The 21,939-nt window shown below is 42.6% G+C and carries 20 protein-coding genes, 1 tRNA gene and 1 pseudogene; 13 read left to right on the plus strand and 9 right to left on the minus strand.

Annotation, left to right across the window (positions count from 1 at the left end):
- Positions 1 to 9: 9 nt before the first annotated feature.
- The 4 genes from rhaD to rhaM all read left to right on the plus strand — a co-directional run bounded on the left by rhaD (position 10) and on the right by rhaM (position 3,457).
- Positions 10 to 831, plus strand: coding sequence for a rhamnulose-1-phosphate aldolase (rhaD, locus tag PSF27_RS07895; RefSeq protein WP_206082885.1), 822 nt, complete (start codon positions 10 to 12; stop codon positions 829 to 831).
- 74 nt (positions 832 to 905) lie between these two features.
- Positions 906 to 1,940, plus strand: coding sequence for an L-rhamnose/proton symporter RhaT (gene rhaT / locus PSF27_RS07900; protein ID WP_206082886.1), 1,035 nt, complete (start codon positions 906 to 908; stop codon positions 1,938 to 1,940).
- Between the two features lie 39 nt (positions 1,941 to 1,979).
- The gene (gene fucO, locus PSF27_RS07905) at positions 1,980 to 3,131 is read left to right on the plus strand and encodes a lactaldehyde reductase (RefSeq protein ID WP_272681235.1); all 1,152 of its coding nucleotides are present in this window, start codon (positions 1,980 to 1,982) and stop codon (positions 3,129 to 3,131) included.
- Positions 3,132 to 3,142: 11 nt separating this feature from the next.
- On the plus strand, positions 3,143 to 3,457 hold the full coding sequence (gene rhaM / locus PSF27_RS07910) for an L-rhamnose mutarotase (RefSeq protein WP_272681236.1): 315 nt from the start codon (positions 3,143 to 3,145) through the stop codon (positions 3,455 to 3,457).
- Positions 3,458 to 3,490: 33 nt separating this feature from the next.
- Here rhaM and PSF27_RS07915 read toward each other — a convergent pair whose 3' ends face one another.
- From PSF27_RS07915 to PSF27_RS07925, 3 genes are all read right to left on the minus strand, one after another.
- A complete protein-coding gene (locus tag PSF27_RS07915) occupies positions 3,491 to 4,348 on the minus strand; it encodes a helix-turn-helix domain-containing protein (protein ID WP_272681237.1) in 858 nt (285 codons plus the stop codon).
- A 42-nt stretch (positions 4,349 to 4,390) separates the two neighbouring features.
- Entirely contained in the window at positions 4,391 to 5,197 is an 807-nt protein-coding gene (rhaS, locus tag PSF27_RS07920) for an HTH-type transcriptional activator RhaS (RefSeq protein ID WP_272681238.1), read from the minus strand.
- An 830-nt stretch (positions 5,198 to 6,027) separates the two neighbouring features.
- Positions 6,028 to 7,218, minus strand: a complete 1,191-nt coding sequence (locus tag PSF27_RS07925; protein ID WP_272681239.1) for a hypothetical protein — start codon at positions 7,216 to 7,218, stop codon at positions 6,028 to 6,030.
- Positions 7,219 to 7,825: 607 nt separating this feature from the next.
- Between PSF27_RS07925 and PSF27_RS07930 the strand changes: the two are divergent.
- Positions 7,826 to 8,038, plus strand: a pseudogene (locus PSF27_RS07930) (tyrosine-type recombinase/integrase); the annotation flags it as partial.
- 21 nt (positions 8,039 to 8,059) lie between these two features.
- Here PSF27_RS07930 and PSF27_RS07935 read toward each other — a convergent pair.
- Positions 8,060 to 8,136, minus strand: a tRNA-Arg gene (locus tag PSF27_RS07935).
- 187 nt (positions 8,137 to 8,323) lie between these two features.
- Here PSF27_RS07935 and folD point away from each other — a divergent pair.
- Positions 8,324 to 9,181, plus strand: coding sequence for a bifunctional methylenetetrahydrofolate dehydrogenase/methenyltetrahydrofolate cyclohydrolase FolD (gene folD, locus PSF27_RS07940; protein ID WP_206082892.1), 858 nt, complete (start codon positions 8,324 to 8,326; stop codon positions 9,179 to 9,181).
- An 18-nt stretch (positions 9,182 to 9,199) separates the two neighbouring features.
- Positions 9,200 to 9,412 (plus strand): ribosome-associated protein YbcJ, encoded by a 213-nt coding sequence (gene ybcJ, locus PSF27_RS07945; protein WP_206082893.1) that lies wholly within the window; start codon positions 9,200 to 9,202, stop codon positions 9,410 to 9,412.
- 47 nt (positions 9,413 to 9,459) lie between these two features.
- On the opposite strand, the gene PSF27_RS07950 is transcribed toward ybcJ, so the two are convergent.
- The gene (locus tag PSF27_RS07950) at positions 9,460 to 10,209 is read right to left on the minus strand and encodes a hypothetical protein (protein WP_272681240.1); all 750 of its coding nucleotides are present in this window, start codon (positions 10,207 to 10,209) and stop codon (positions 9,460 to 9,462) included.
- A gap of 335 nt (positions 10,210 to 10,544) precedes the next feature.
- Positions 10,545 to 11,933, minus strand: coding sequence for a cysteine--tRNA ligase (gene cysS / locus PSF27_RS07955; protein WP_206082895.1), 1,389 nt, complete (start codon positions 11,931 to 11,933; stop codon positions 10,545 to 10,547).
- A gap of 268 nt (positions 11,934 to 12,201) precedes the next feature.
- Between cysS and ppiB the strand changes: the two genes are divergently transcribed.
- The 5 genes from ppiB to PSF27_RS07980 all read left to right on the plus strand — a co-directional run bounded on the left by ppiB (position 12,202) and on the right by PSF27_RS07980 (position 16,534).
- Positions 12,202 to 12,696: a peptidylprolyl isomerase B gene (gene ppiB / locus PSF27_RS07960; protein ID WP_047756161.1), complete on the plus strand. Its 495-nt coding sequence runs from the start codon at positions 12,202 to 12,204 to the stop codon at positions 12,694 to 12,696.
- A gap of 10 nt (positions 12,697 to 12,706) precedes the next feature.
- The gene (lpxH, locus tag PSF27_RS07965; protein ID WP_272681241.1) at positions 12,707 to 13,432 is read left to right on the plus strand and encodes a UDP-2,3-diacylglucosamine diphosphatase; all 726 of its coding nucleotides are present in this window, start codon (positions 12,707 to 12,709) and stop codon (positions 13,430 to 13,432) included.
- A 149-nt stretch (positions 13,433 to 13,581) separates the two neighbouring features.
- The gene (gene purE, locus PSF27_RS07970) at positions 13,582 to 14,097 is read left to right on the plus strand and encodes a 5-(carboxyamino)imidazole ribonucleotide mutase (RefSeq protein ID WP_206082897.1); all 516 of its coding nucleotides are present in this window, start codon (positions 13,582 to 13,584) and stop codon (positions 14,095 to 14,097) included.
- Positions 14,097 to 15,179: a 5-(carboxyamino)imidazole ribonucleotide synthase gene (gene purK / locus PSF27_RS07975; RefSeq protein WP_272681242.1), complete on the plus strand. Its 1,083-nt coding sequence runs from the start codon at positions 14,097 to 14,099 to the stop codon at positions 15,177 to 15,179. Before purE ends, purK begins: the two co-directional genes overlap by 1 nt.
- Before the next feature lie 101 nt (positions 15,180 to 15,280).
- On the plus strand, positions 15,281 to 16,534 hold the full coding sequence (locus tag PSF27_RS07980) for an MFS transporter (RefSeq protein WP_272681243.1): 1,254 nt from the start codon (positions 15,281 to 15,283) through the stop codon (positions 16,532 to 16,534).
- Positions 16,535 to 16,662: 128 nt separating this feature from the next.
- On the opposite strand, the gene PSF27_RS07985 is transcribed toward PSF27_RS07980, so the two are convergent.
- From PSF27_RS07985 to ybbA, 3 genes are all read right to left on the minus strand, one after another.
- The gene (locus tag PSF27_RS07985) at positions 16,663 to 18,045 is read right to left on the minus strand and encodes an esterase-like activity of phytase family protein (protein ID WP_272573358.1); all 1,383 of its coding nucleotides are present in this window, start codon (positions 18,043 to 18,045) and stop codon (positions 16,663 to 16,665) included.
- A 140-nt stretch (positions 18,046 to 18,185) separates the two neighbouring features.
- A complete protein-coding gene (gene ybbP, locus PSF27_RS07990) occupies positions 18,186 to 20,633 on the minus strand; it encodes a putative ABC transporter permease subunit YbbP (protein ID WP_272681244.1) in 2,448 nt (815 codons plus the stop codon).
- The gene (ybbA, locus tag PSF27_RS07995) at positions 20,630 to 21,316 is read right to left on the minus strand and encodes a putative ABC transporter ATP-binding protein YbbA (RefSeq protein WP_272681245.1); all 687 of its coding nucleotides are present in this window, start codon (positions 21,314 to 21,316) and stop codon (positions 20,630 to 20,632) included. The genes ybbP and ybbA overlap by 4 nt, the downstream gene beginning before the upstream one ends.
- Here ybbA and tesA point away from each other — a divergent pair.
- A complete protein-coding gene (gene tesA / locus PSF27_RS08000) occupies positions 21,284 to 21,925 on the plus strand; it encodes a multifunctional acyl-CoA thioesterase I/protease I/lysophospholipase L1 (protein WP_206082906.1) in 642 nt (213 codons plus the stop codon). The two genes, ybbA and tesA, sit on opposite strands and share 33 nt — an antisense overlap.
- Positions 21,926 to 21,939 lie beyond the last annotated feature (14 nt).

Here is a 21,939-nt window from a genome sequence, read left to right on the forward strand (position 1 = left end):
GTGAATTGTATGCAAGATATTCTGACATCTTGGTTTGTTCAAGGAATGATAAAAGCCACCAGCGATATGTGGCTCAAAGGCTGGGATGAACGTAATGGCGGTAATGTGAGCTTACGACTCACCGAAGACGATGTTTCGCCATTTAAACACACTTTTCACGCTGACCCACGTTATATCGAAGCGACAGAGCCAGTTAAAGAGCTCGCAAACCAATATTTTATTGTTACAGGCTCCGGTAAGTTTTTCCGTAACGTTGCCTTAGACCCCGCAGATAACTTAGGTCTGGTTCGTATCGATAGCGAAGGCCAGGGTTACCACATTGTTTGGGGCTTTGTGAATGGTGCAATACCAACCTCTGAATTTGCTGCACACTTTCAATCGCATATCACACGTATGCAAGCCACTAATGGTACCAACCGCGTCATCATGCACTGTCATGCAACCAACATCATTGCATTAAGCTATGTTTTACCGCTCGATAGTGCATCCATCACTCGTCATTTATGGGAAATGAGTACTGAATGTTTGGTGGTTTTCCCTGATGGTATTGGTGTGCTGCCATGGATGGTCCCCGGCACAGATGGTATCGGTTTAGAAACAGCGGAACAAATGAAACAACATGGCTTAGTACTTTGGCCATTCCACGGTATTTTTGGCTCTGGCCCAACTTTAGATGATGCTTTTGGTTTAATTGATACCGCAGAAAAATCTGCGGAGATATTGGTAAAAGTTCTCTCCATGGGTGGTAAAAAACAAACTATTTCAACAGAAAATCTGATTGCGCTTGCCAAGCGATTTAATGTCACACCAATGTCTGATGCATTGAAATAAAACCTGTTTCTCTGTGGATACCCCTTTCCTTCCACAGAGAAATTAAAACGATAATAAACAGAGAGGAATAGTTCATGGGCAGTGGAATTTTACTCGGTATTTTTTGGCATTTTGTCGGCGCAGCTTCAGCTGCCTGCTTTTACGCACCATTAAAGAAAGTTAAAAACTGGTCATGGGAAACGATGTGGTCCATTGCCGGTATTTTTTCGTGGATTATTTTACCTTGGACCATCAGTTATATTTTACTTCCTGACTTTTGGGCCTATTACAACTCTTTCAGTGCAAGTATTCTGATCCCTGTATTTTTATTTGGCGCCATGTGGGGGGTTGGTAATATTGGTTATGGCTTGACCATGCGCTATTTAGGTATGTCAATGGGGATTGGGATTGCCATTGGTATTACACTCATCGTTGGTACCTTGATGACCCCTATTATTCAAGGCACATTTGGCGAGTTGATTGCCTCGACTGGCGGAAAACTAACGATTCTTGGTGTCTTAGTGGCTGTTCTAGGGGTTGCTATCGTTTCCTATGCTGGGTTACTGAAAGAAAAGGCGACCGGAGTGCAAGCTGAAGAGTTTAACCTGAAAAAAGGCTTATTACTGGCAGTCATGTGCGGTATTTTCTCAGCCGGTATGTCATTCGCCATGAGTGCAGCCGTCCCTATGCACGAAGCTTCCGCTGCCCTCGGAGTTTCTTCTCTTTATGTCGCATTACCAAGTTACGTCATCATCATGGGCGGCGGCGCATTAATCAACTTAGGCTATTGTTTTATTAGGCTTATTTACCGCCAAGATATCTCTTTCAAATCAGATATCTCTGTCCCCAAAGCCCTACTCGTCAGCAATATTTTATTTGCCATTTTGGGTGGCGGTATGTGGTACTTCCAATTCTTCTTCTACGCATGGGGACACGCCAATATCCCATCACAATACGGCTTTATGAGCTGGATGCTACATATGAGTTTTTATGTTCTGTGTGGCGGTATTGTGGGGTTAGCCCTAAAAGAATGGAAAGGCACTGGCAGAAAACCTGTCCGAATTTTATGTTTAGGCTGCTTAGTGATTATCTTAGCTGCAAACATTGTTGGCTTGGGAATGGCAGCATAACGTAACGACTTTTTATTTTAATCGATCGGGAGGTCAGCGATGACCCATAGAATGATACTCAATGAAACCTCATACTTTGGCGAGGGAGCTATTAATCACCTTGTAGAGGAAATTCAAAAACGCCAATTTAACAAAGCACTGATTGTTACGGATGCGGATCTGGTTAAATTTAATGTTGTCAGTAAAGTCACCCAATTATTAGATAACGCTAAATTAGACTACGCCATTTATGATGCCGTTATTCCTAACCCAACCATCGATACGGTCCAACAAGGACTAGAATATTTCAAACAATCTAATGCAGATTATCTTATCGCTATCGGTGGTGGTTCTCCACAAGACACCGCCAAAGCGATTGGGATTATTATCAATAATCCACAATATGAAGATGTGGTGAGCTTAGAAGGTGTCGCTCCTACCCAAAACCCAGCGGTTCCAATTATCGCCATCCCAACTACCGCTGGAACCGCAGCAGAAGTCACCATTAACTATGTCATCACGGACAACAAACTGTGCCGTAAATTTGTGTGTGTTGACCCCCATTGTATCCCTATGGTTGCGATTATTGACCCTTCAATGATGGCATCTATGCCCGCTAGCCTAAAAGCCGCTACTGGGGTTGATGCCCTCACTCATGCCATTGAAGGCTATATCACGAAAGGAGCTTGGGCACTTACCGATGCTCTGCATCTTAAATCCATAGAGTTGATCAGCAATTCGTTACGGCAATCCGTTAAGGGCGACCCGCACGGCGTTGAAACAATGGCTCTTGCACAATATATGGCTGGAATGGGCTTCTCTAACGTTGGTTTAGGGTTGGTACATGGTATGGCTCACCCACTTGGGGCATTTTACAATACACCTCATGGCGTCGCCAATGCCATTTTATTGCCCCATATCATGGCATATAACGCAAATTATACAGGGGAAAAATACCGCGATATCGCCCGTGCAATGGGCGTAAAAAATATAGACTCCCTACCACTTCAAAAAGCCAGAGATACCGCCATTGCAGCTGTCTTTGCGCTAAACAAAGACGTTGGTATTCCTGAAAAACTGCGTGAAATCGGCATGAAACCAGAAGATATTCCCTCCCTTGCTCAAGCCGCCTTTGATGATGTGTGTACTGGGGGTAATCCACGTGACGCAACATTAGAGGATATCGCTGAATTATATCAAGCGATTTATTAGAGGACAGTATCATGATAAAAAAAGCATTTGTGATGCAAGTTGCTTCTAACGCCCACCAAGAATACCAGCGCCGACACGATGAAATTTGGCCTGAATTAGTGCTTACACTCAAAGAACACGGCGCACATCACTATTCTATTTTCTTAGATAACAAGCGAAATTTATTGTTCGCCTATGTGGAAATTGAATCACAAGAACGCTGGGATAGCGTTGCACAAACGGAAGTATGCCAAAAATGGTGGAAATATATGTCGGATATTATGCCATCAAATCCTGACAACAGCCCTATCAGTGATGAGTTAAGAACGGTATTTTATTTAGACTAATCCCCCCAGACAGTGCTAGCCTTTGGCTAGCACTTACCTCAATTTATTTTTCTGTAAAAAACAGCGTCGATATGCACTTGCGGTCATATTCATTTTTTTATGGAAGACACTCGAAAAATAATTACTATCCTCATAACCACATTGCCCAGCGATTTCACTGATCGACAATGAAGTACTACGTAATAATAATGCCGCTTGGCATAAACGTAGTTGTTGCAGATATTCCATTACCGTCATTCCTGTTTTCGACTTGAATAAACGCTGTAATGAACGAGCAGACACCTGATTTTCCTGAGCAAACTTATCTAATGAAAATGGCGTATTGATACTTAGATTTAAACGGTTTATTAACTGATCCAGTTGATGTAATAAGCTTATTGGCACTTGGTCTGGCTGATACCGTAAACGATAAATATAAATTGCCAGTTGTAAGAATAACCCTTCGCAAAGATGAATGGATGGGATATCAGGTTTTTGGCACTCTAATGCCATTTTTTCAATAATTGGCGTTAAAGTCGATAAACTTGAAGGCGGTAATTTCCAATGCCGAGATATTATCGGCTCATGGCTTAATGGTACATACTGTTCGATAGATTGTTTTATGAGAAACTCATTAGGCTTGTATAATATATTAACTAGCTTTAAATTATTTACAGAGTGATAGCCATGATAATCCTCCGCATTAATATAAAACAGATCTCCACAAGTAATTGGGTAATCAGAACCATTCCAATGATGTAAACCATTTCCTGAAAAAACAATAACAAACTCATTAAAATCATGACGATGAATAATAAAATCTTCCTGAGAATCTCGCTTTTCTATCGTCACAGTATTTTCAGGCCGAATAAAATAATCACCGCTGTTGAGAGACAGAATTTTTTGTATCATGGCCACCTCAGAAAAGAATATGGATGATCATGACGATCTTTGTTAATTGCTACAATGACGCAAGTCACGAGGTGTGAAATTATACTCGCTTTTAAAACACGTCGAAAAATACGCACTATCATTAAAACCATTTTCCAACGCAATATCCGTAATGGTTTTATCCGAAAAACGGATTTGATAATAAGCTTCTGATAACCGCAATTTTATTAAGTAATTTTGTGGCGATATACCTAAGTTATTTTTCATATAGCGATGAAAAGTCCGCAACGAGACCGAAAACTGAGTCGTTAAACTTTCCCAATCAATTTCTTCCGTAAAGTTTGCATTCAACCAGCGTAGCATTTGGATAATCCGTTGTTCATTATTCCCTTCACCTACATAGTTATAACGCCCCTCTTGCAGATTAACAATTAACTGCAAAAAAAGGCTCTCAGTATACGCAAGGTCAGCATCACTTTCATGGAGTTTAACGATAATCTGTTGCGCTCTATTGTAATGCTCTTTATTTAATAGCCAATGGGAAATGTTTTTTTCAGTATCCGCAGGGAAAAAATGACTGATATTATTTAAATAAGTAAAGCTGGAGTCTGAACGATATAACACGTTAGTTAAATTGAGGTTAGAGACATTATCAAATAAGTGATAATCGCTGGATTTAATATAACACACCATACCTGGGCATAATGTATAAGGCCGCCCATTAAGTATATGTAGACCAATGCCCTGAGTTACCAAAAAAATCTCACTAAAATCATGTGTATGTTCAGGAAAAATAGGCTGAGGCACTCTTGGTTCAACCGTAATGTGCTGCTGTGGTGTGATAAAAAAATCTTCGCTATAGAGTTTCATGAAAGATCTCCGAGTAAACACTCCCCCCCCGTAGAACCTACCATGGACTTACTTATCATTCATTAGCCCATCGTAAATACCCTTATATCCCTATTCTAGCGTTCTCATCTAAAATCACCTTGAAATTACTACCAAGCAATCACAAGTTATTGGCTATATTTTCAAGAGTTCATCAAATAAATGTGCAAAATGTGACCTTGAATACACAAAGGCGACTTCATCTAAGATCGCAGTTTTGCAAAAGGGGGCAATCACCAGCTAGTTAACTATCTGACTTATCAAAATAGGATTGGTTATCAATAAGCTGTAATCACATGAAAACATAACATTGTATTTTCACTTTTCGAAATGGTGGCCTATGGCTTAGAAGAGTGTAGAATTAATACTTTATAATCAGTCAATTACAGTCTATCTCAGTGTTCAAAAGCTACAAAGAAGATAAAGTAATTCAAAGTTGTTTAAAGTCGTTCAATCATATTCAAACTTGAACGTCACAACCACGTCCTATCATTCCCCTCTCATTTTTTGTATCACAATTTCGGCATAGCTCGTCACAGTAAATTAAACCTAGTAGTTAACAACGTACATATACTTAATTGATGATATATTAAATATCCCTTTAACTTCTAAAATATTGTCGTTACGTATCACTGCATCACCAAACCCGCCGAATCTAATATCAATTGCAATTGAGCACATCGTCCCCCTTCACCACAGGCAGCACATCGAAATTTGTCGTGTTTACTGGTGATAAAATTTCGCACTTCATCTGGTATTTAAACCAAAAACAGCCACTAAGGACTGTTTTAGTTTTATGTCATAGGCCGTGGTTACTCAATAAGAAAATTGACATCTAAACTTCCTCTATAACCCCCTGGTGCTATTTCCCCATTAACACATAAAGCAAAGTTTAGCCCTTGAATAAAATTTTTCCCTACCGTGCTATAAACTTGCTTGCTCTCTGTATATTTAATGGCCTGCGACGAGTCGGTAGTACAAACTTCATTACCTTTTGCTGCCGTTCCTACTGATGTAGCGATATAGGGCAAATCACCAGAATGGCCATCTAACGATTCTAACACCATGCCCGTTTGATTTCCGCTCACCAAAGCGTTATTTGGCTTAACAGACATGAAGTATTTACCTGTATTTGGGCAGCTGACATTAATTTGAGCAAGGGCATTCGCTAAATTTTTCGGGCTTGGATAGGTCCCCGCTAGCTGAGAACCAAAATTAATTTTAGTATTTGTAATTGGAGCAACTTTACATGTATCTACTGCAAATACACCTAAATCTTGATACTCATTAATGAATGTAGCATTCGATTGATTAACTGAAAAACCATCACCAGGGCCATCACGATGCGCCATGATTAACCTATCATCTGCAAAATAACGACCTTTTTTTAGTGGTTGAGGTGCATACGCAGAATAGCTCATAATAATGCCTGTGAACTGCATAGGAGCAACTGAAGAATCTTGAATCCTATTAGCTAAATAGCCACTCACTCCGCTTTGAGGTTCCAGTCCAAAATTTAATGGATTTGGAAGCGAAGAACCAATAGGTACATGATACATTCTATCTGATGATGTCATTTTTGAGTTTTTCAGCGTAAAGGAAGCGCCTTCCCACATATAACCTGAATTTGCGTCACCAGTAACTTTATACCGCAAATATTTCACACTAAATGTGCCATTTATCAGCAAGATTATTCTATTATTTTTGTCAAATTCATTAACTAGCGTAACGCCATATGCCCCTTCAGGTGGATAATAGGTGTATTCCCAGTTAGGGCTTCCTCCCTTCTTCCATGTTATCAATTCAATAAATGGGAAATTTGGATTGATCCTACTTGTTCCTGCTCGCTCTTGAAAATTAACCACCCTCAAAGGCGGTGAAACCTCTCCCAGATAACCTGTAGCTCCAACAGAAACGCGCAAATTATCTCCATACGAAACAGGAGCAAGCGCACTCATAGCGAGTACAGTCACACACACAAAATAACGTATTATCTTATTCATACCTTGCACCATAATTTTTAATCATTTTAAGTTGCATTAATCATATAACCCTTTTATTTATCTGAGTATGAAATACATGCATAAATTGTAACCAGAAATTACTCATACTAAGAGTTTAAAAGGAATTAAATGTCATCAATTGATTAAAAGTAGTGCATGTACTAAAAATAACAACTCTAATAAATAAATCTAACTTAACTCTCTTACCCATTAATAGACTGTGGGTATACACAGTAATACCTACTTAGTACGCATTGATACCTAAAAAACACCTATCTAGAATGAGAGTTTTTGAGGATAGGTGGCATGGAAAGAAAATATAATCATCCGCAGATTAACCTCAGATTACTGACTGATTTAAAAGATAAAATTCAAGATTTAGCTGAATGTAATAATCGGTCAGCAAATCAAAAAAATGGTCACAGCTATCGAATATTGGATATTGCGTCATTCTCATGTTGAAGTTTTAACGATTTGCGATGTGGCTGAGCTCATATTCCAACTTGAACGAGAGATGGAAGTCGTTAAGGAAAAATTAGGGATTAAGAAGTAGTCCCCACTATTGAGGGCTTTCTCTCACTCACGATAGTATTGATTTTTACGTCATTTGCGGCACACATGGGCGAGTTGGCTAATTCAGTCTGGCGTCCTACTTTCAGTTCTGCAAGAAATGGGCGGCTGGGAATCAGTTGATATGGTGAGAAGATATGCTCACTTAGCACCTAATCATTTAATTGAACACGCTAAGCAAATAGACACTATTTTTGGCACTTGCGTCCCAAATATGTCCCAGTTAGCAAAAGTGGAGAGTTTTAAATGATGGTAAGTGGTTGAAAATTAATGGTACGCCCTACAGGATTCGAACCTGTGACCTACGGCTTAGAAGGCCGTTGCTCTATCCAACTGAGCTAAGGGCGCATTGTTAATGCAGGCAGCCTATCTGGCTGATGGCGTTGAATTATACGGTTGCTGAGCGCTGAGTCAATGGCTTTTCGCTACTAAAATAGCTATATGCTCATTTTATGTAACAGTTTGAACTGACAATGACGTTAACTTCTGACAAAATAGAGCCATCACCGTGTCTCATATATGGATTAAGTTACAGATGTTAGCAAAAATTATTGATGGGAAAACGATTGCGCAGACAATTAGGCAGGAAGTTGCCCAAAAAGTACAGTTACGTTTAGAACAAGGAAAACGTGCTCCAGGTCTCGCCGTCATTTTAGTTGGTGCGAACCCTGCTTCCCAAATTTACGTCGGCAGTAAACGCCGTGCTTGTGAAGAAGTAGGCTTTATTTCACGCTCTTATGATTTACCCGACACCACCACAGAAGCTGAACTTCTGAAACTGATTGACGATTTAAATCAAGATGTTGAAATTGATGGCATTTTAGTCCAGTTACCCTTACCTGCTGGTATTGATAATGTTAAAGTGATTGAACGTATTCATCCAGATAAAGACGTTGATGGCTTCCACCCTTATAATGTAGGCCGGTTGTGCCAACGTGCGCCTCGTTTGCGCCCTTGTACACCACGTGGGATTGTCACACTGCTTGAACGCTATGACATCAATACTTATGGCCTCAATGCCGTCATTATTGGTGCATCAAATATTGTCGGACGCCCAATGAGCCTTGAATTATTATTAGCGGGCTGTACAACAACTGTTACCCATCGATTTACTAAAGACTTAGAACAGCATGTACGCAATGCGGACTTGCTGGTTGTCGCTGTCGGTAAACCTAATTTTATTCCTGGAGAATGGATTAAACCTGGTGCAATTGTCGTTGATGTGGGTATTAACCGCTTAGAAAATGGCAAAGTGACAGGCGATGTGGACTTTGATGAAGCATCAAAACGCGCTGCGTGGATCACCCCTGTTCCAGGTGGTGTAGGCCCAATGACTGTCGCAACACTGATTCAAAACACGCTGCAAGCGTGTGAAGAGTATCACGATATTTAATGTATTTTGGAGTAATTAATGGAAATTTTCAATCTTGAAGGGCACCCACACGTTGAACTGTGTGATTTGCTAAAAATTCAAGGCTGGGCAGAAAGCGGCGCAATGGCTAAAGCCATGATCGCTGAAGGTTTAGTACAGGTTGACGGTGTGGTAGAAACCCGTAAACGCTGTAAAATTTTGGCGGGTAAAGTTGTCTCCATGGGCGACGAAAAAGTCAAAATCGCTGAGTAAGATTTTGGGTAAATAGGCTAGCCTATTTACCCATCTTTCAATCAAGCTTATCCCCTTGATTGACCTAGTTTATTATCAACTCGAATACTATCAAATAAATCCTTCGGCACCCTTTCCCCAAAAGCAAACTGTGAGATACCACCAGCCACTTTATCTGACTGATTTTGGTAATTGTTTCTATTTGAGTATGAACTCAAGGTACTCCGCAGATCCATTAATTCAAACATACGATTAGTCAGCCCTGCTTTTTCATTTGGCTGCAATTTAATTTCTTCAGACCAATTCGTTACATACATGACTGGTACTGAGTATTGTTGATTATTATGGGTAATTGTTAGGTTATAACAATCCAGATTCAAGTTCCCAATACACTTCGTCACTGCAGTTTTAAATGAACGTGTTTTCAAATCACCAAACTGTTGCTCTTTAACCCCCTCAGAAAATAGTGTTTTTCCTTGTTTTTCTTGCTGCTGCGCTGATGACCAAACAATAACCACTTGGGGTTTATTTTGTCTAATTTCATTGAGAAATTGTTCAACGGGTGGCGCTTTGGGCTTGCTTGATTCAATCTCTGCGACAACGACCTTTTGATCGTTTTTTATCGGAACTTGGCTTGTATTACTAGACGCTATAGTACTCTCAGAGGGTATCTTACTTGAAATATACCAAGTTGCAGTGGGGATATTCGCTGGTTGCCTTTTAATCCCTACTAGTTTTTGTAAAAAGTTGATAACACTTTTTTTAATCGATGTTGGAGACCATAAACTTCTAACTGAGGTGCTGATTGGTGATGGCATAATTATTCCCCTTATTTCAAATAATAGTGCCACCGTATTGTGCGTACTTTGATGGCTGCTGTTGTTCATTAATTGAACTTATTATTTGATGAAAAAAATAATTATTTCTTGCAAATTTAGCCACTAAATAGAAAAACGGCCAGATATTGTATCAATCAATACCTAGCCGTTTAATTTTATCAAACTCTAACTTTTTAACGCGCTCAATACGCTAAATAGTTCGTGTTGTGGCTAGGCGCCGAACGCGGATAGCTTGGGGAGCATACACTAGTATGTGACCCAAGTAGCCAAGTGATGGCAACACCGCCACAGCGCGAAATATGACGCGTAGGTGTTTATTTACGGCGCCACGTTGTCCCCGCAGATGAATCCTCCAGCACAATCCCCATCGCTGTCAGCTCATCACGTGCAGCATCGGCTTGTGCCCAATCTTTATTTTGACGTGCATCTAATCGCTGTTGAATTAACGCTTCGATTTTTGCGACTTCCGCATCATCTTCACCTTGAGCGCCGCCTTTTAGGAAGTTTTCTGGATCTTGTTCTAGTAAACCGAGCACGCCTGCTAGTTCACGCAGTTCTGCAGCCATCCCATTAGCAGCGGCCATATCTTCCGCTTTCAAACGATTGATTTCACGTACCATGTCAAATAGCACAGAATAGGCTTCTGGTGTATTAAAATCATCGTTCATGGCTTCAACGAAACGGGCTTTAAAGGCTTCTCCGCCCGCTGGTTTTGCAGATTTTTCTGTGCCACGTAATGCAGTGTACATACGCTCTAACGCGGTGCGCGCTTGCTTCAGGTTTTCTTCCGTATAATTCAGTTGGCTACGATAATGGCCTGAAAGCAGGAAATAACGCACGGTTTCGGCATCGTAATACTCAAGCACATCACGAATGGTGAAGAAGTTATTGAGAGACTTCGACATTTTCTCTCTGTCTACCATGACCATGCCTGAGTGCATCCAATAGTTCACATACGGGCCATCATGCGCACAAGTGGATTGAGCAATCTCATTTTCATGATGCGGGAACATTAAATCTGAGCCGCCGCCGTGAATATCAAAATGATTACCCAATGTTTTGCTGTTCATCGCCGAACATTCAATGTGCCAGCCTGGACGACCTAAACCCCAAGGTGACTCCCAGCTTGGCTCACCTTCTTTGGACATTTTCCAAAGCACGAAGTCCATTGGATTGCGTTTAACATCCGCCACTTCAACACGCGCACCCGCTTGAAGTTGTTCTAAATCTTGGCGAGATAGCAAGCCGTAATTTGGGTCAGTTTTCACTTCGAACATCACATCGCCGTTATCTGCCACGTAAGCATGACCACGTTCAATTAAGCTTTCAGTCAGCTCAATAATTTCGCTAATATGCCGCGTTGCACGTGGCTCGCTATCAGGGCGAAGAATATTCAACGCATCGAAATCTTTGTGCATTTCCGCTAACATGCGAGTGGTGAGTTCTTCAACACTTTCCTTATTTTCCGCGGCACGTTTAATAATTTTGTCATCAATATCCGTGACGTTACGGACATAATTCAAATCATAGCCCAAATAGCGCAAATAGCGGCTAATTGCATCAAATGCCACAAATGTCCGGCCATGGCCGATATGACACAAGTCGTAGATAGTGATGCCACACACATACATCCCAATCTTTCCTGCGTGGATGGGCTTAAACTCTTCTTTTTGACGACTTAGTGTATTAAAAATTTGTAGCATCTGGACTTTTCCATGTAAGTGAAAAATGATTATCGATTTCTATCGGTAAAATACCATGTTATTGAACCCCGATCACCTTAAGAATGCAAGGGTTTACCCTGCCTTTTATTGTTGAATTCAACAGGCATTTAATACACACCTATTATGCTATAAACCACCTGCAAAACGCACTGTCGCTTCAAGTCAGGTTTTATCTGTGATATAAACGTGCAGATCTCAACGCTTTCGCAAGATAGCGCACAAAAAACAATTATTCAGGATAGCTATTATGGTTACATTTCATACCAATCACGGCGACATTGTTATCAAAACATTTGACGATAAAGCGCCAGTCACAGTCGAAAACTTTTTAACTTACTGCCGTGAAGGTTTCTACAATAATACCATTTTCCACCGTGTTATTAACGGCTTCATGATCCAAGGCGGTGGTTTTGAGCCAGGCATGGAACAAAAAAACACGAAAGCGCCTATTAAAAACGAAGCAAACAACGGTGTAAAAAATACCCGTGGCACACTAGCAATGGCTCGTACTAACGACCCACACTCTGCCACTGCACAATTCTTTATCAACGTCGTTGATAATGACTTCTTAAACTTCCGTTCAGAGCGCCCAGATGGTTGGGGTTACTGCGTATTTGCTGAAGTTGTTGAAGGTATGGACGTGGTTGATAAAATCAAAGGCGTTTCAACTGGCCGTAGCGGTTTCCACCAAGACGTTCCTCGTGAAGATGTGGTGATCGAAAAAGTGACTGTCAGCGAGTAATCCTGTCTCTATGTCTACTTACATCATTGCAGATCTGCATTTGAGTGAAGATGAACCGGCGATCACCGCCGGTTTTATCAATTTTATTCAACAACGAGCCATCCACGCCGATAGCCTGTATATCCTCGGTGATTTTTTCAATTATTGGGTGGGCGATGATGATGATAACCCGCTTCATCAGCGCGTTGCGAACGAGCTAAAACAACTCACAGCCAAAGGTATTCCTTGTTACTTTATACATGGCAACCGTGATTTTTTAATTGGTAAACGCTATGCCAAGCAGTGTGGAATGACGATTTTACCCCAAGAAACTGTTCTCGATATTTATGATAAGCGCATTTTAATTCTACACGGTGATACCTTATGCACTGATGATATGGCTTATCAAAACTACCGTAAAAAAGTTCACACTCCTTGGATACAACGTATTTTTCTCACGCTCCCTCTGTTTATTCGCCGCCGAATAGCACAGAAAATGCGTAAAAATAGCCAGTACGCCAGTAGCATGAAAACCGAGTCTATCATGGATGTTAATCCACAAGCGGTTGTTAATGCGCTACAAAGACACCAAGCGCAGTGGATGATTCATGGCCATACCCACCGCCCAGCCATTCATGAAATCAATATTGATGACAGACTACATTTCCGAGGTGTATTAGGTGCATGGCATCATGAAGGCTCAGCCTTTGTGATTAATGAACACGGTATTGAACTGATTTTCTTTCCCTTTGAATAATACCCATGAAAGTTCTTGCTCGTAAACGCGACTGTTTGCTTACTTATTAATCACGCAAACGTTTTCCTTGCTGCTTTGTCATGATATGATCGACTCAATTCAATTCTCCACCTTCGGGTGACGTTTTTTTCAATACAGGAAAGCACCAAATGACTGCCCAAGCTTCTGCTCAATCTGCGGCAAAAATCGCCATTGTTATGGGTTCGAAAAGTGATTGGACGACCATGCAGCACGCTGCTGATGTATTAACCGAACTCCAAATTCCTTTTCACGTCGAAATTGTTTCTGCACACCGTACACCCGATAAACTGTTTTCGTTTGCCGAAACCGCCAAAGAAAATGGTTTTGATGTGATCATTGCAGGTGCAGGTGGTGCAGCCCACCTACCAGGTATGATAGCGGCCAAAACCTTAGTGCCTGTTTTTGGTGTTCCTGTACAAAGCGCGGCACTCAGTGGTGTTGATAGCTTATATTCCATCGTTCAGATGCCAAAAGGCATCCCAGTGGGTACGCTTGCCATTGGCAAAGCTGGTGCAGCAAATGCCGCGCTGTTAGCGGCTCAAGTATTAGCCATTGCAGATACCGCTGTTTTTAATCGCTTATCCACTTGGCGTGAAATACAAACTAACGACGTACTCAATAACCCAGACCCGAGGGATGCGTAATGAAACCCGTTTGCGTACTGGGCAACGGTCAACTGGGTCGCATGCTGCGCCAAGCTGGCGAACCATTAGGTATCGCCGTTTTCCCTGTCGGATTGGATGCAGAGCCTGAAGCAGTTCCTTATCAACAAAGCGTGATCACCGCTGAAATCGAGCGTTGGCCTGAAACGCCTTTGACTAAAGAGTTAGCTAGGCACAATGCCTTTATTAACCGCGATATTTTCCCGCGTTTAGCTGACCGCTTCCCACAAAAAAGCCTGTTTGATAGCTTACATTTGTCAACCGCCCCTTGGGTACTGCTCGAATCCCCAGAGCAATGGCCTGAATTGTTTGCCTCACTGGGTGATTTTCTGATAGTCAAACGCCGAACAGGCGGCTATGACGGGCGCGGCCAATGGCGTGTACGCCCAGGTGACGAACTCAGTTTACCCGCTGAAGTTTACGGTGAGTGCATTGTAGAGCAAGGCATCCCTTTTGATGCTGAAGTCTCGGTGATTGGTGCTCGTAATGCTGCTGGGGAGTCGGTTTTTTACCCTATCACCCACAATCTACACCAAGAAGGTATCCTGCGCACCAGTGTCGCTTTTCCGAAATCCACCAATCCTCAGCAAAATCAAGCGCAAGCGATGTTAAGCGCTGTAATGGATGAGCTCGGCTATATTGGTGTGATGGCGATGGAATGCTTTGTTGTGGGCGATAAACTGCTGATCAACGAAATTGCCCCTCGCGTACATAACAGCGGACATTGGACCCAAAACGGTGCATCAATCAGCCAATTTGAGTTACATTTGCGTGCCATATTGAATCTACCAATGCCATCCCCTGAAGTATACAGCCCTGCGGTAATGGTGAACTTAATCGGCACTGATGTGAATATCGATTGGCTCAATTTGCCACTAGTTCACTTGCATTGGTATGAAAAAGAGGTGCGTCCAGCCCGTAAAGTTGGCCATTTAAACCTCTCCCACAGTGACTGTAATCAGCTAACCGAAACGCTCAGTGCACTTATCCCACTCTTACCAAATGAGTATAAAAGTGGCATTGAGTGGGCAAATGAAAAATTAGACTGGTACTCTCACCAATAAATAGGGAAAATAGCCTTAATCGATGCCCGAACTTGTTTTCGGGCATTTTGCTATTTTCGCCGTCATCCAGATGATAATTCTCCTGACTAAAGGTGTGCGGCATGACTGGAGTTACTATGTCCTCGCAGCCTTTTAGTCCGTTTTATCAGTGGTGTATTTTAATTCTATTAGGGTTAGTTTATTTTTTAGCCACAGCCACGACTTTCACCTCTTTAGGCGTTGTATTGCCAGAAATGATCAGCGAGCTAAAATGGAGCTGGAGTGAAGCGGGTTTTGGCTTTACCTTATTGGGCTTGACCTGTGGGCTTGCCAGTTTCTTACCCTCTTTGCTGATCCGTAAAGTTGGCGTGCGAGCCACATTATTGCTGGGTACCTTAGTCTTTGTCGCTGGGTTTTATAGCCTGTATTCCACCAACACCATCAGTACATATTTCTTAGGTACAGCCTTGATTGGTATCGGTTTTACCTTATTAGCCACGGTGCCTGGCACTTACGTGCTTTCCCGATTATTTGAAAAACAGTCCCTCGCTTTTGGCTTGTATTTCACCATTGGTGGGCTCGGCGGAGTTGCAGGGCCATGGATTTATTTCTATGCTTCAAACCAATTGGGCTCATGGCGCATGCACTGGGTTCTATGCGCTATTTACCTCAGCATCATCACGTTAATTACTATCTTTATGTTACGTGAAGGCAAACAAGAGCAAGAACATGCCAAGAAAGTGATGCAAAAACAAGTCAGTGATGCAAGTAAACCCATTTATCGTACAGCTGAAGTGTGGACAGTTGGACGTGCACTGCGCACATGGCAATTTTATTTAATCGCTGCGACTTACACCTCCTTTTTATGGTGCGGGATCACAGTGAATAGTTTTGCTGTCGCCCATATTGAAGAACGTGGCTTTGGTATGACCGTTGCAGTTTCATTACTCAGTACAATGGCTTTTGTTAATGCATTTTCACGATTTATTGGCGGCGCAGCTGGAGAATGGTTGGAGCCAAAAAAACTGCTGATTGGCAGCTTAATTATCATGGTGCTTGGTGTTATCTTCCTCAGTATCGCAAGCTCTTGGTTCTGGTTAATTTTATTTGTTTTGTGCGTAGGAATTGGTTACGGCATGACGTTCTTGGCATCAAGTGTTTTGTTATCAAACTACTTTGGTCGTGGCCCCTATTTGGAGCTATTTTCTGTGGTTAACTTGATTTCAACTATCGCCTGTTTAGCGCCATTTATCGCCGGTGGGATCAAGGACTACACAGGTAGCTTCACCCCTGCATTTTTAGTCATTGCCGCCCCTGTGGTGGTTATCCTCGGCTTAACATTAATGATGAAACCGCCCGCACTCCATACCAAATAAAAAATCCCGAGCACAGGCTCGGGAAAGATTGAAACCAAGGGAAAAATAAGCTTAAGACCAGATATTGGATCAAAACATGCGTTTCACATTGTGCCACGACAAACTGGAATGAGGTGGTACAAATTCAATCAAGGCTTTAACAATTCAGGGACTTTCAACAGAATAAATTCATTATCATCGGCTTGATTTGGCTCACGGCTGGATGAGAATGGGTAGTTATTGTCATTCCCGACAATGATATGTTCACCGTCGACCACATCCACATTCTCAATCGTAAAGAATGGAAAGGTAAATACCCCATCATTTAAGGGTTTTCTTGCTTGACTATTTGGGTCTTTAATATTCATTAAATCAATGTACGCCTGCTTATCAACCGCTTCACCGACGTTTTTATCTGAAAACTCAATACGGTATACACGCTTAAATTTCGCTAAATTACTAAAGCAATTTTCCGTGTTCGTACTGCCTGCAGCACAGGCTTTATCCGATGTCCCCTCGCCATTATCACGCTCGATGATTAGGCCATGAGTGCCATCGATTAAATTAAAATCGCCGATAGCATTTTGGTTATCTTCGAACACATACAACCAGCTTCTGCCTGTCCAATCTTGTTTTTTTACATCGAACTCAAGAATGCGTGCAGCGCGTTTACCATCCACATTTTCATAATCTTGTTTTTCATCAACCCAAATTGCCCCTTCAAGCATTGGGTACAGTTTTGAACCGTCTGGTGAGGAAGCCATACCTTCAAACCCTTTTGAGCGATTCACTTGGAAGGTGACTTTATCTGTTGGTTTTCCTGGTGTGGTGACTTGATAATGGTCTGGAGAAACCACTTTTTTGCCATCGACCTGCGTTTCAAACAAGGCTAACACTTTGCCATCCAAATCCATTTTTATCAGATATGGGCCAAATTCATCCCCTACCCATAATGCACCATTAGCAAACTGAAAACTTTCTGGGTCGAAGTCGCTGCCCGTTAAGTAACGTTCCTTTGTGCTCTCATTAATAATGTGAAAAGGAATGATTCTGTCGGGGTCATGGAAAAAAACCGTTTTGAGTGGTGTTGTTTTGCCTGATTTAAAATCAATATCGTATTGCGTCACATACAGCATAGAGTCTGGTGAATTCACTTTATTACCAAACCCATTATCCGTTAACACCCAATAGGTGCCATCCCCCATCCGTTTAATTCCTGAATGGCCTTGCAATGGCTGCCCTTTGATTGGAATGTGTTTCCCCGTTGGACGATCAGCGGATTTTCCTTCGACTTTGCCGAGAGTGTCAACGCGTGTGCCAGTGGTGAATTTTCCGCTCACTTGAAGGTCTGCAGGCGCATTTTGTGGCGCGGAAACGGTGGAATCAACGGAAAGAATGGAATGCCCCATTAATGTGGCAGGCACTTCTTGTTGAGCAAACCCAGAGAAGCTAAATGAAATCAAACTTGCCAGTAAAGAAAATGAACCCAACGTCTGTTTAATTGGGTGTGTAATTGAATTTTTATGCTGCATGGTTATGTTTCCATTTTAAGGCTATCAATAATCGACGGCGGAATCATAACTTGAGCAAATGACGATTTTGTGAAGGATTCAAGACAGTTATTTTAATTGGGCGTAAATAATTTCACGCCCAATTATTCCCTATAAATTAATCATCCATTGGGTAATCGACGGTGCTGGCTGCCTGTTCCTAATAAGCGAAGACCTAGCCATCCCCCACAAATCGACAACAAAATAGCTGCGCACAGTGGTAATAATAGCCACATACGCCATTCAGGTTGCCATGGAAAATCAAACACTTTACTTTGCAATAACCACAAGGCAATTTCAGCACCAAAGGCCGCAGCAAGGCCTGCCATTAAGCCAAGTAATGCAAACTCGCTCCATAATGTTCTGCGCATCAGCTTTCTGCTCGCACCTAAGGTGCGATAGACCACCAGTTCGCGCTCACGTTGGCTCATTCCCACTTGAATCTGTGCCAACAATAACAGCAAGCCACAGAAAATCACTAAGACGACCATCACTTCAAGAGCTTGGCTGACTTGCTGAAGGATTTGCTGAATCTGTGTAATGATCGCCCCTGTATCCAGCACATTTATGGTTGGGTAATGGCGGCTAAGTTGCGTCAATAACTGGCCGTCCCCCTCATAATGGAAACTACTCAGCCATGTTGCTGGCATTTTCGACAAGCTTTCTTCCGAAAAAATAAAATAAAAATTCGGTCGTAAACTTTCCCAATCCACAGTGCGGATGCTGCTTACCGTCGCCGTAAAAACTTGAGCTCCTGCGTTAAATGTCAGTTTATCCCCCAGTTTTAACCCTAGCTCTTTCACCACGGTTTGTTCAATGGAAACCTCCCCCGCTTTCGGCGGCCACGTGCCTTCATTCACGATATTCGCAGGGGCCAATTGAGATTGCCACGTTAAGCTTAATTCACGCCGTACCGTATTATTATTTGGGTCACGTTTATCGGCCCATTCAATCGCTGACTGGTCATTAATATCGGTTAAACGCGCTAAAACCACAGGATTGAATTCCGTTGGCTTCACTTGATACTGTGCCAGTAACTCAGTCACAGGTTTAAGCTGTGATTGGTTCATGTTAATCAAGAAATAGTTCGGGCTATCTGCTGGCAATTGCTGCTGCCAGCGGTCAAGTAAATCACCCCGAACTAAAATTAATAATGCCAGTAACATAAACGAGAGCGAAAAGGCGCTCATTTGGGTGATAGTTTGCAACGGTTGGCGCAACAAGCGGCTGACCGAAAGGCGTAAACTCAGCTGGCGAAATTTAATATGGCGCAGCCCCCAAAGCCCACCCCAACCAATTAAAGCCAATAGAATCGCCACGACAACAATCCCTGCAAGAATCGACCATAACAGGGGGTTTACTCCCGCAAAAATAAATAACCCGCCCACGACAATTAATATAACCACAGGGAGATAATAATGCAGCGGCCATACTGGGGATTTTGCATCTTCACGTAACACCCGAGAAGGTTGGGTCGCCATCAATTGGTAATAAGGACGGCTGCCTACAATAATGGCAATGATAAACAATGTCCCTATCGCCCAGACCCACGGCATTAGGCTAGCAGGAGGCAATTCTTTTGGCAGCATTGCGCCTAGAATTTGCATCAAAATGCCTTCAAAGGCTAGCCCTAATAACGAACCTAATAACGCCGCTGCCACTAAAATGACCAACCACTGGCCAATGATCCATTTACGCAGCGCACTGCGCCCAGCCCCAAGTGTTTTTAGAACCGCAATAAGCTGGTGGCGGCTACGGCAATAGTGGGTCATAGAAACCACAACAGCTGCAATCGCCAGTAATAAGGTTAATAATACGGATAACAACAAAAATTGCTGAGCACGTTGGAAAGTTTTCCCCACCGCGCCATTGTCTTCACTTAAGGTATACCATCGCTGGTCATTGCGCAGTTCTTTATCAAACTTTTGCTTAAATGCATCAATAACTTGGCTATCACCCGCGAACATATCGCGATAGGTTAAACGGCTACCTAACTGAATCGCCCCCGTTAACGGTGCATCTTCAATCGCAATTAATACTCGAGGGGCAATTTGGAATGGATTGAAGCCACTATCGGGCTCTTGGAGTAATTTCCCCGAAACCTTTAACGTCGCATCGCCGATATCAATATTATCGCCAATATTCAGGTTCAATAACTCTAATAAGCGAGGTGCCACTAACACCTCCCCTTGGTTTGGTACTAACCCTTCAGGTTCTGTAACTAACTCGCCATACAGCGGATAAGCCTTGTCGGCGGCTTTGACTAACACCAGCTGTGGGCGGGCATCTTCATCTTCCGTTGCATAGGCCATCGTCGAAAATGATATCTGCTGGCTCAGTTTTAACCCATCTTTTTGTGCCTCTTGCAACCAAGCGGGCTCGCTCGGGTGTGAGGAACGCAGAACCAGATCCCCTGCAAGTAGCTCACGGCTTTGGTAGCTCATGCTGTTTTCGATACGATCACTAATGCGCCCTAACGCTAAAACACAGGCAACGGCGAGAGTGAGTGCTAACCAGACAATCAATAATGACGGCGTTTTCCATTCACGCCAAAACCAACGCCAAATCATGCTTCTTCCCTCAGTTGTCCATCAACCAAGCGTAAGCGACGCTGACAACGTGCAGCGAGTTCGTTATCGTGTGTAACTAAAATCAGCGTAGTACCATATTCTTTGTTCATGGCAAACAGCAAGTCCGCGATTTTATCCCCAGTCTGTCTATCAAGGTTACCTGTCGGCTCATCGGCAAATAAAATTTGTGGACGACCGTTAAATGCGCGTGCCAGTGCCACACGCTGTTGTTCGCCACCAGAAAGTTGTGGCGGCATATGCTTCATGCGATCTTTTAAGCCTAAATCAGTCAGTAATTCAGCGGCATGTTGGTGGCTAGATGACTCTGGCTCTCCACGCAACAAGGAAGGTAGCTGCACGTTTTCAATCGCATTTAATGTAGGGATTAACATAAACGATTGGAACACAAACCCCACGCTTTGCGCGCGCAAACGAGCTCGTTCCTCTTCATCCATGCGGGTCAGGTCTTGCCCCAATAAATTGACCGAGCCACACGTGCCGTCATCTAAGCCCGCAATGATCCCAAGCAGAGTTGATTTCCCCGATCCTGACTCGCCAATTAAAGCAATTGTTTGACCAGACTCGACAATTAGCTCAACACCTTGCAATATAGTCAGTTCATGTTCACCTTGACCAACACGTTTAATGAGATGATGAACTTCAAGAATATTATTCGCCGACATATATTGGTTTTTCTCCTGTTACTGACTGCAAGTGGACACGCCCTTGCGTCAACTAAGCTATTGATCTTAGGTGATAGCCTAAGTGCAGGCTACCGTTTACCCGCTGAGCAGGCGTGGGCCTCTTTGCTTGCCAACCGCTGGCAGAAACTGTCTCCGCCTATTGAGGTGGTCAATGGCAGCATTAGTGGCAATACATCAGCACAAGGGCTGGAACGCCTTTCTACCTTATTGGAACAAAATAAACCGAGCTGGGTGCTGATCGAGTTAGGTGCTAACGATGGTCTGCAAGGCTTACCTGTCGAACAACTGGAAACTAATTTACAGCAAATAATCGACCAAATCGTGCAATCGGGTGCAAAACCGCTCTTAATGCAAATTCGTATTCCACCAAATTATGGAAAACGTTATACAACAAGCTTTGAAAAAGTGTACCCGAAACTGGCGGATAGCAATCAAATTCCGTTACTGCCTTTTTACATGGAAACCGTTATCACTAAGCCTGAGTGGATACAACAAGATGGGATTCACCCGACGGTTGAAGCACAGTCATCCATTGCTGACTTTATGGAAAAACAACTTTCCGCACATATTTTACCCTCAAACAAGTAAAATAGGCGGTAAAC

The organism is Providencia sp. PROV129, from assembly GCF_028482245.1.
In the GTDB taxonomy this organism is placed as follows: domain Bacteria; phylum Pseudomonadota; class Gammaproteobacteria; order Enterobacterales; family Enterobacteriaceae; genus Providencia; species Providencia vermicola.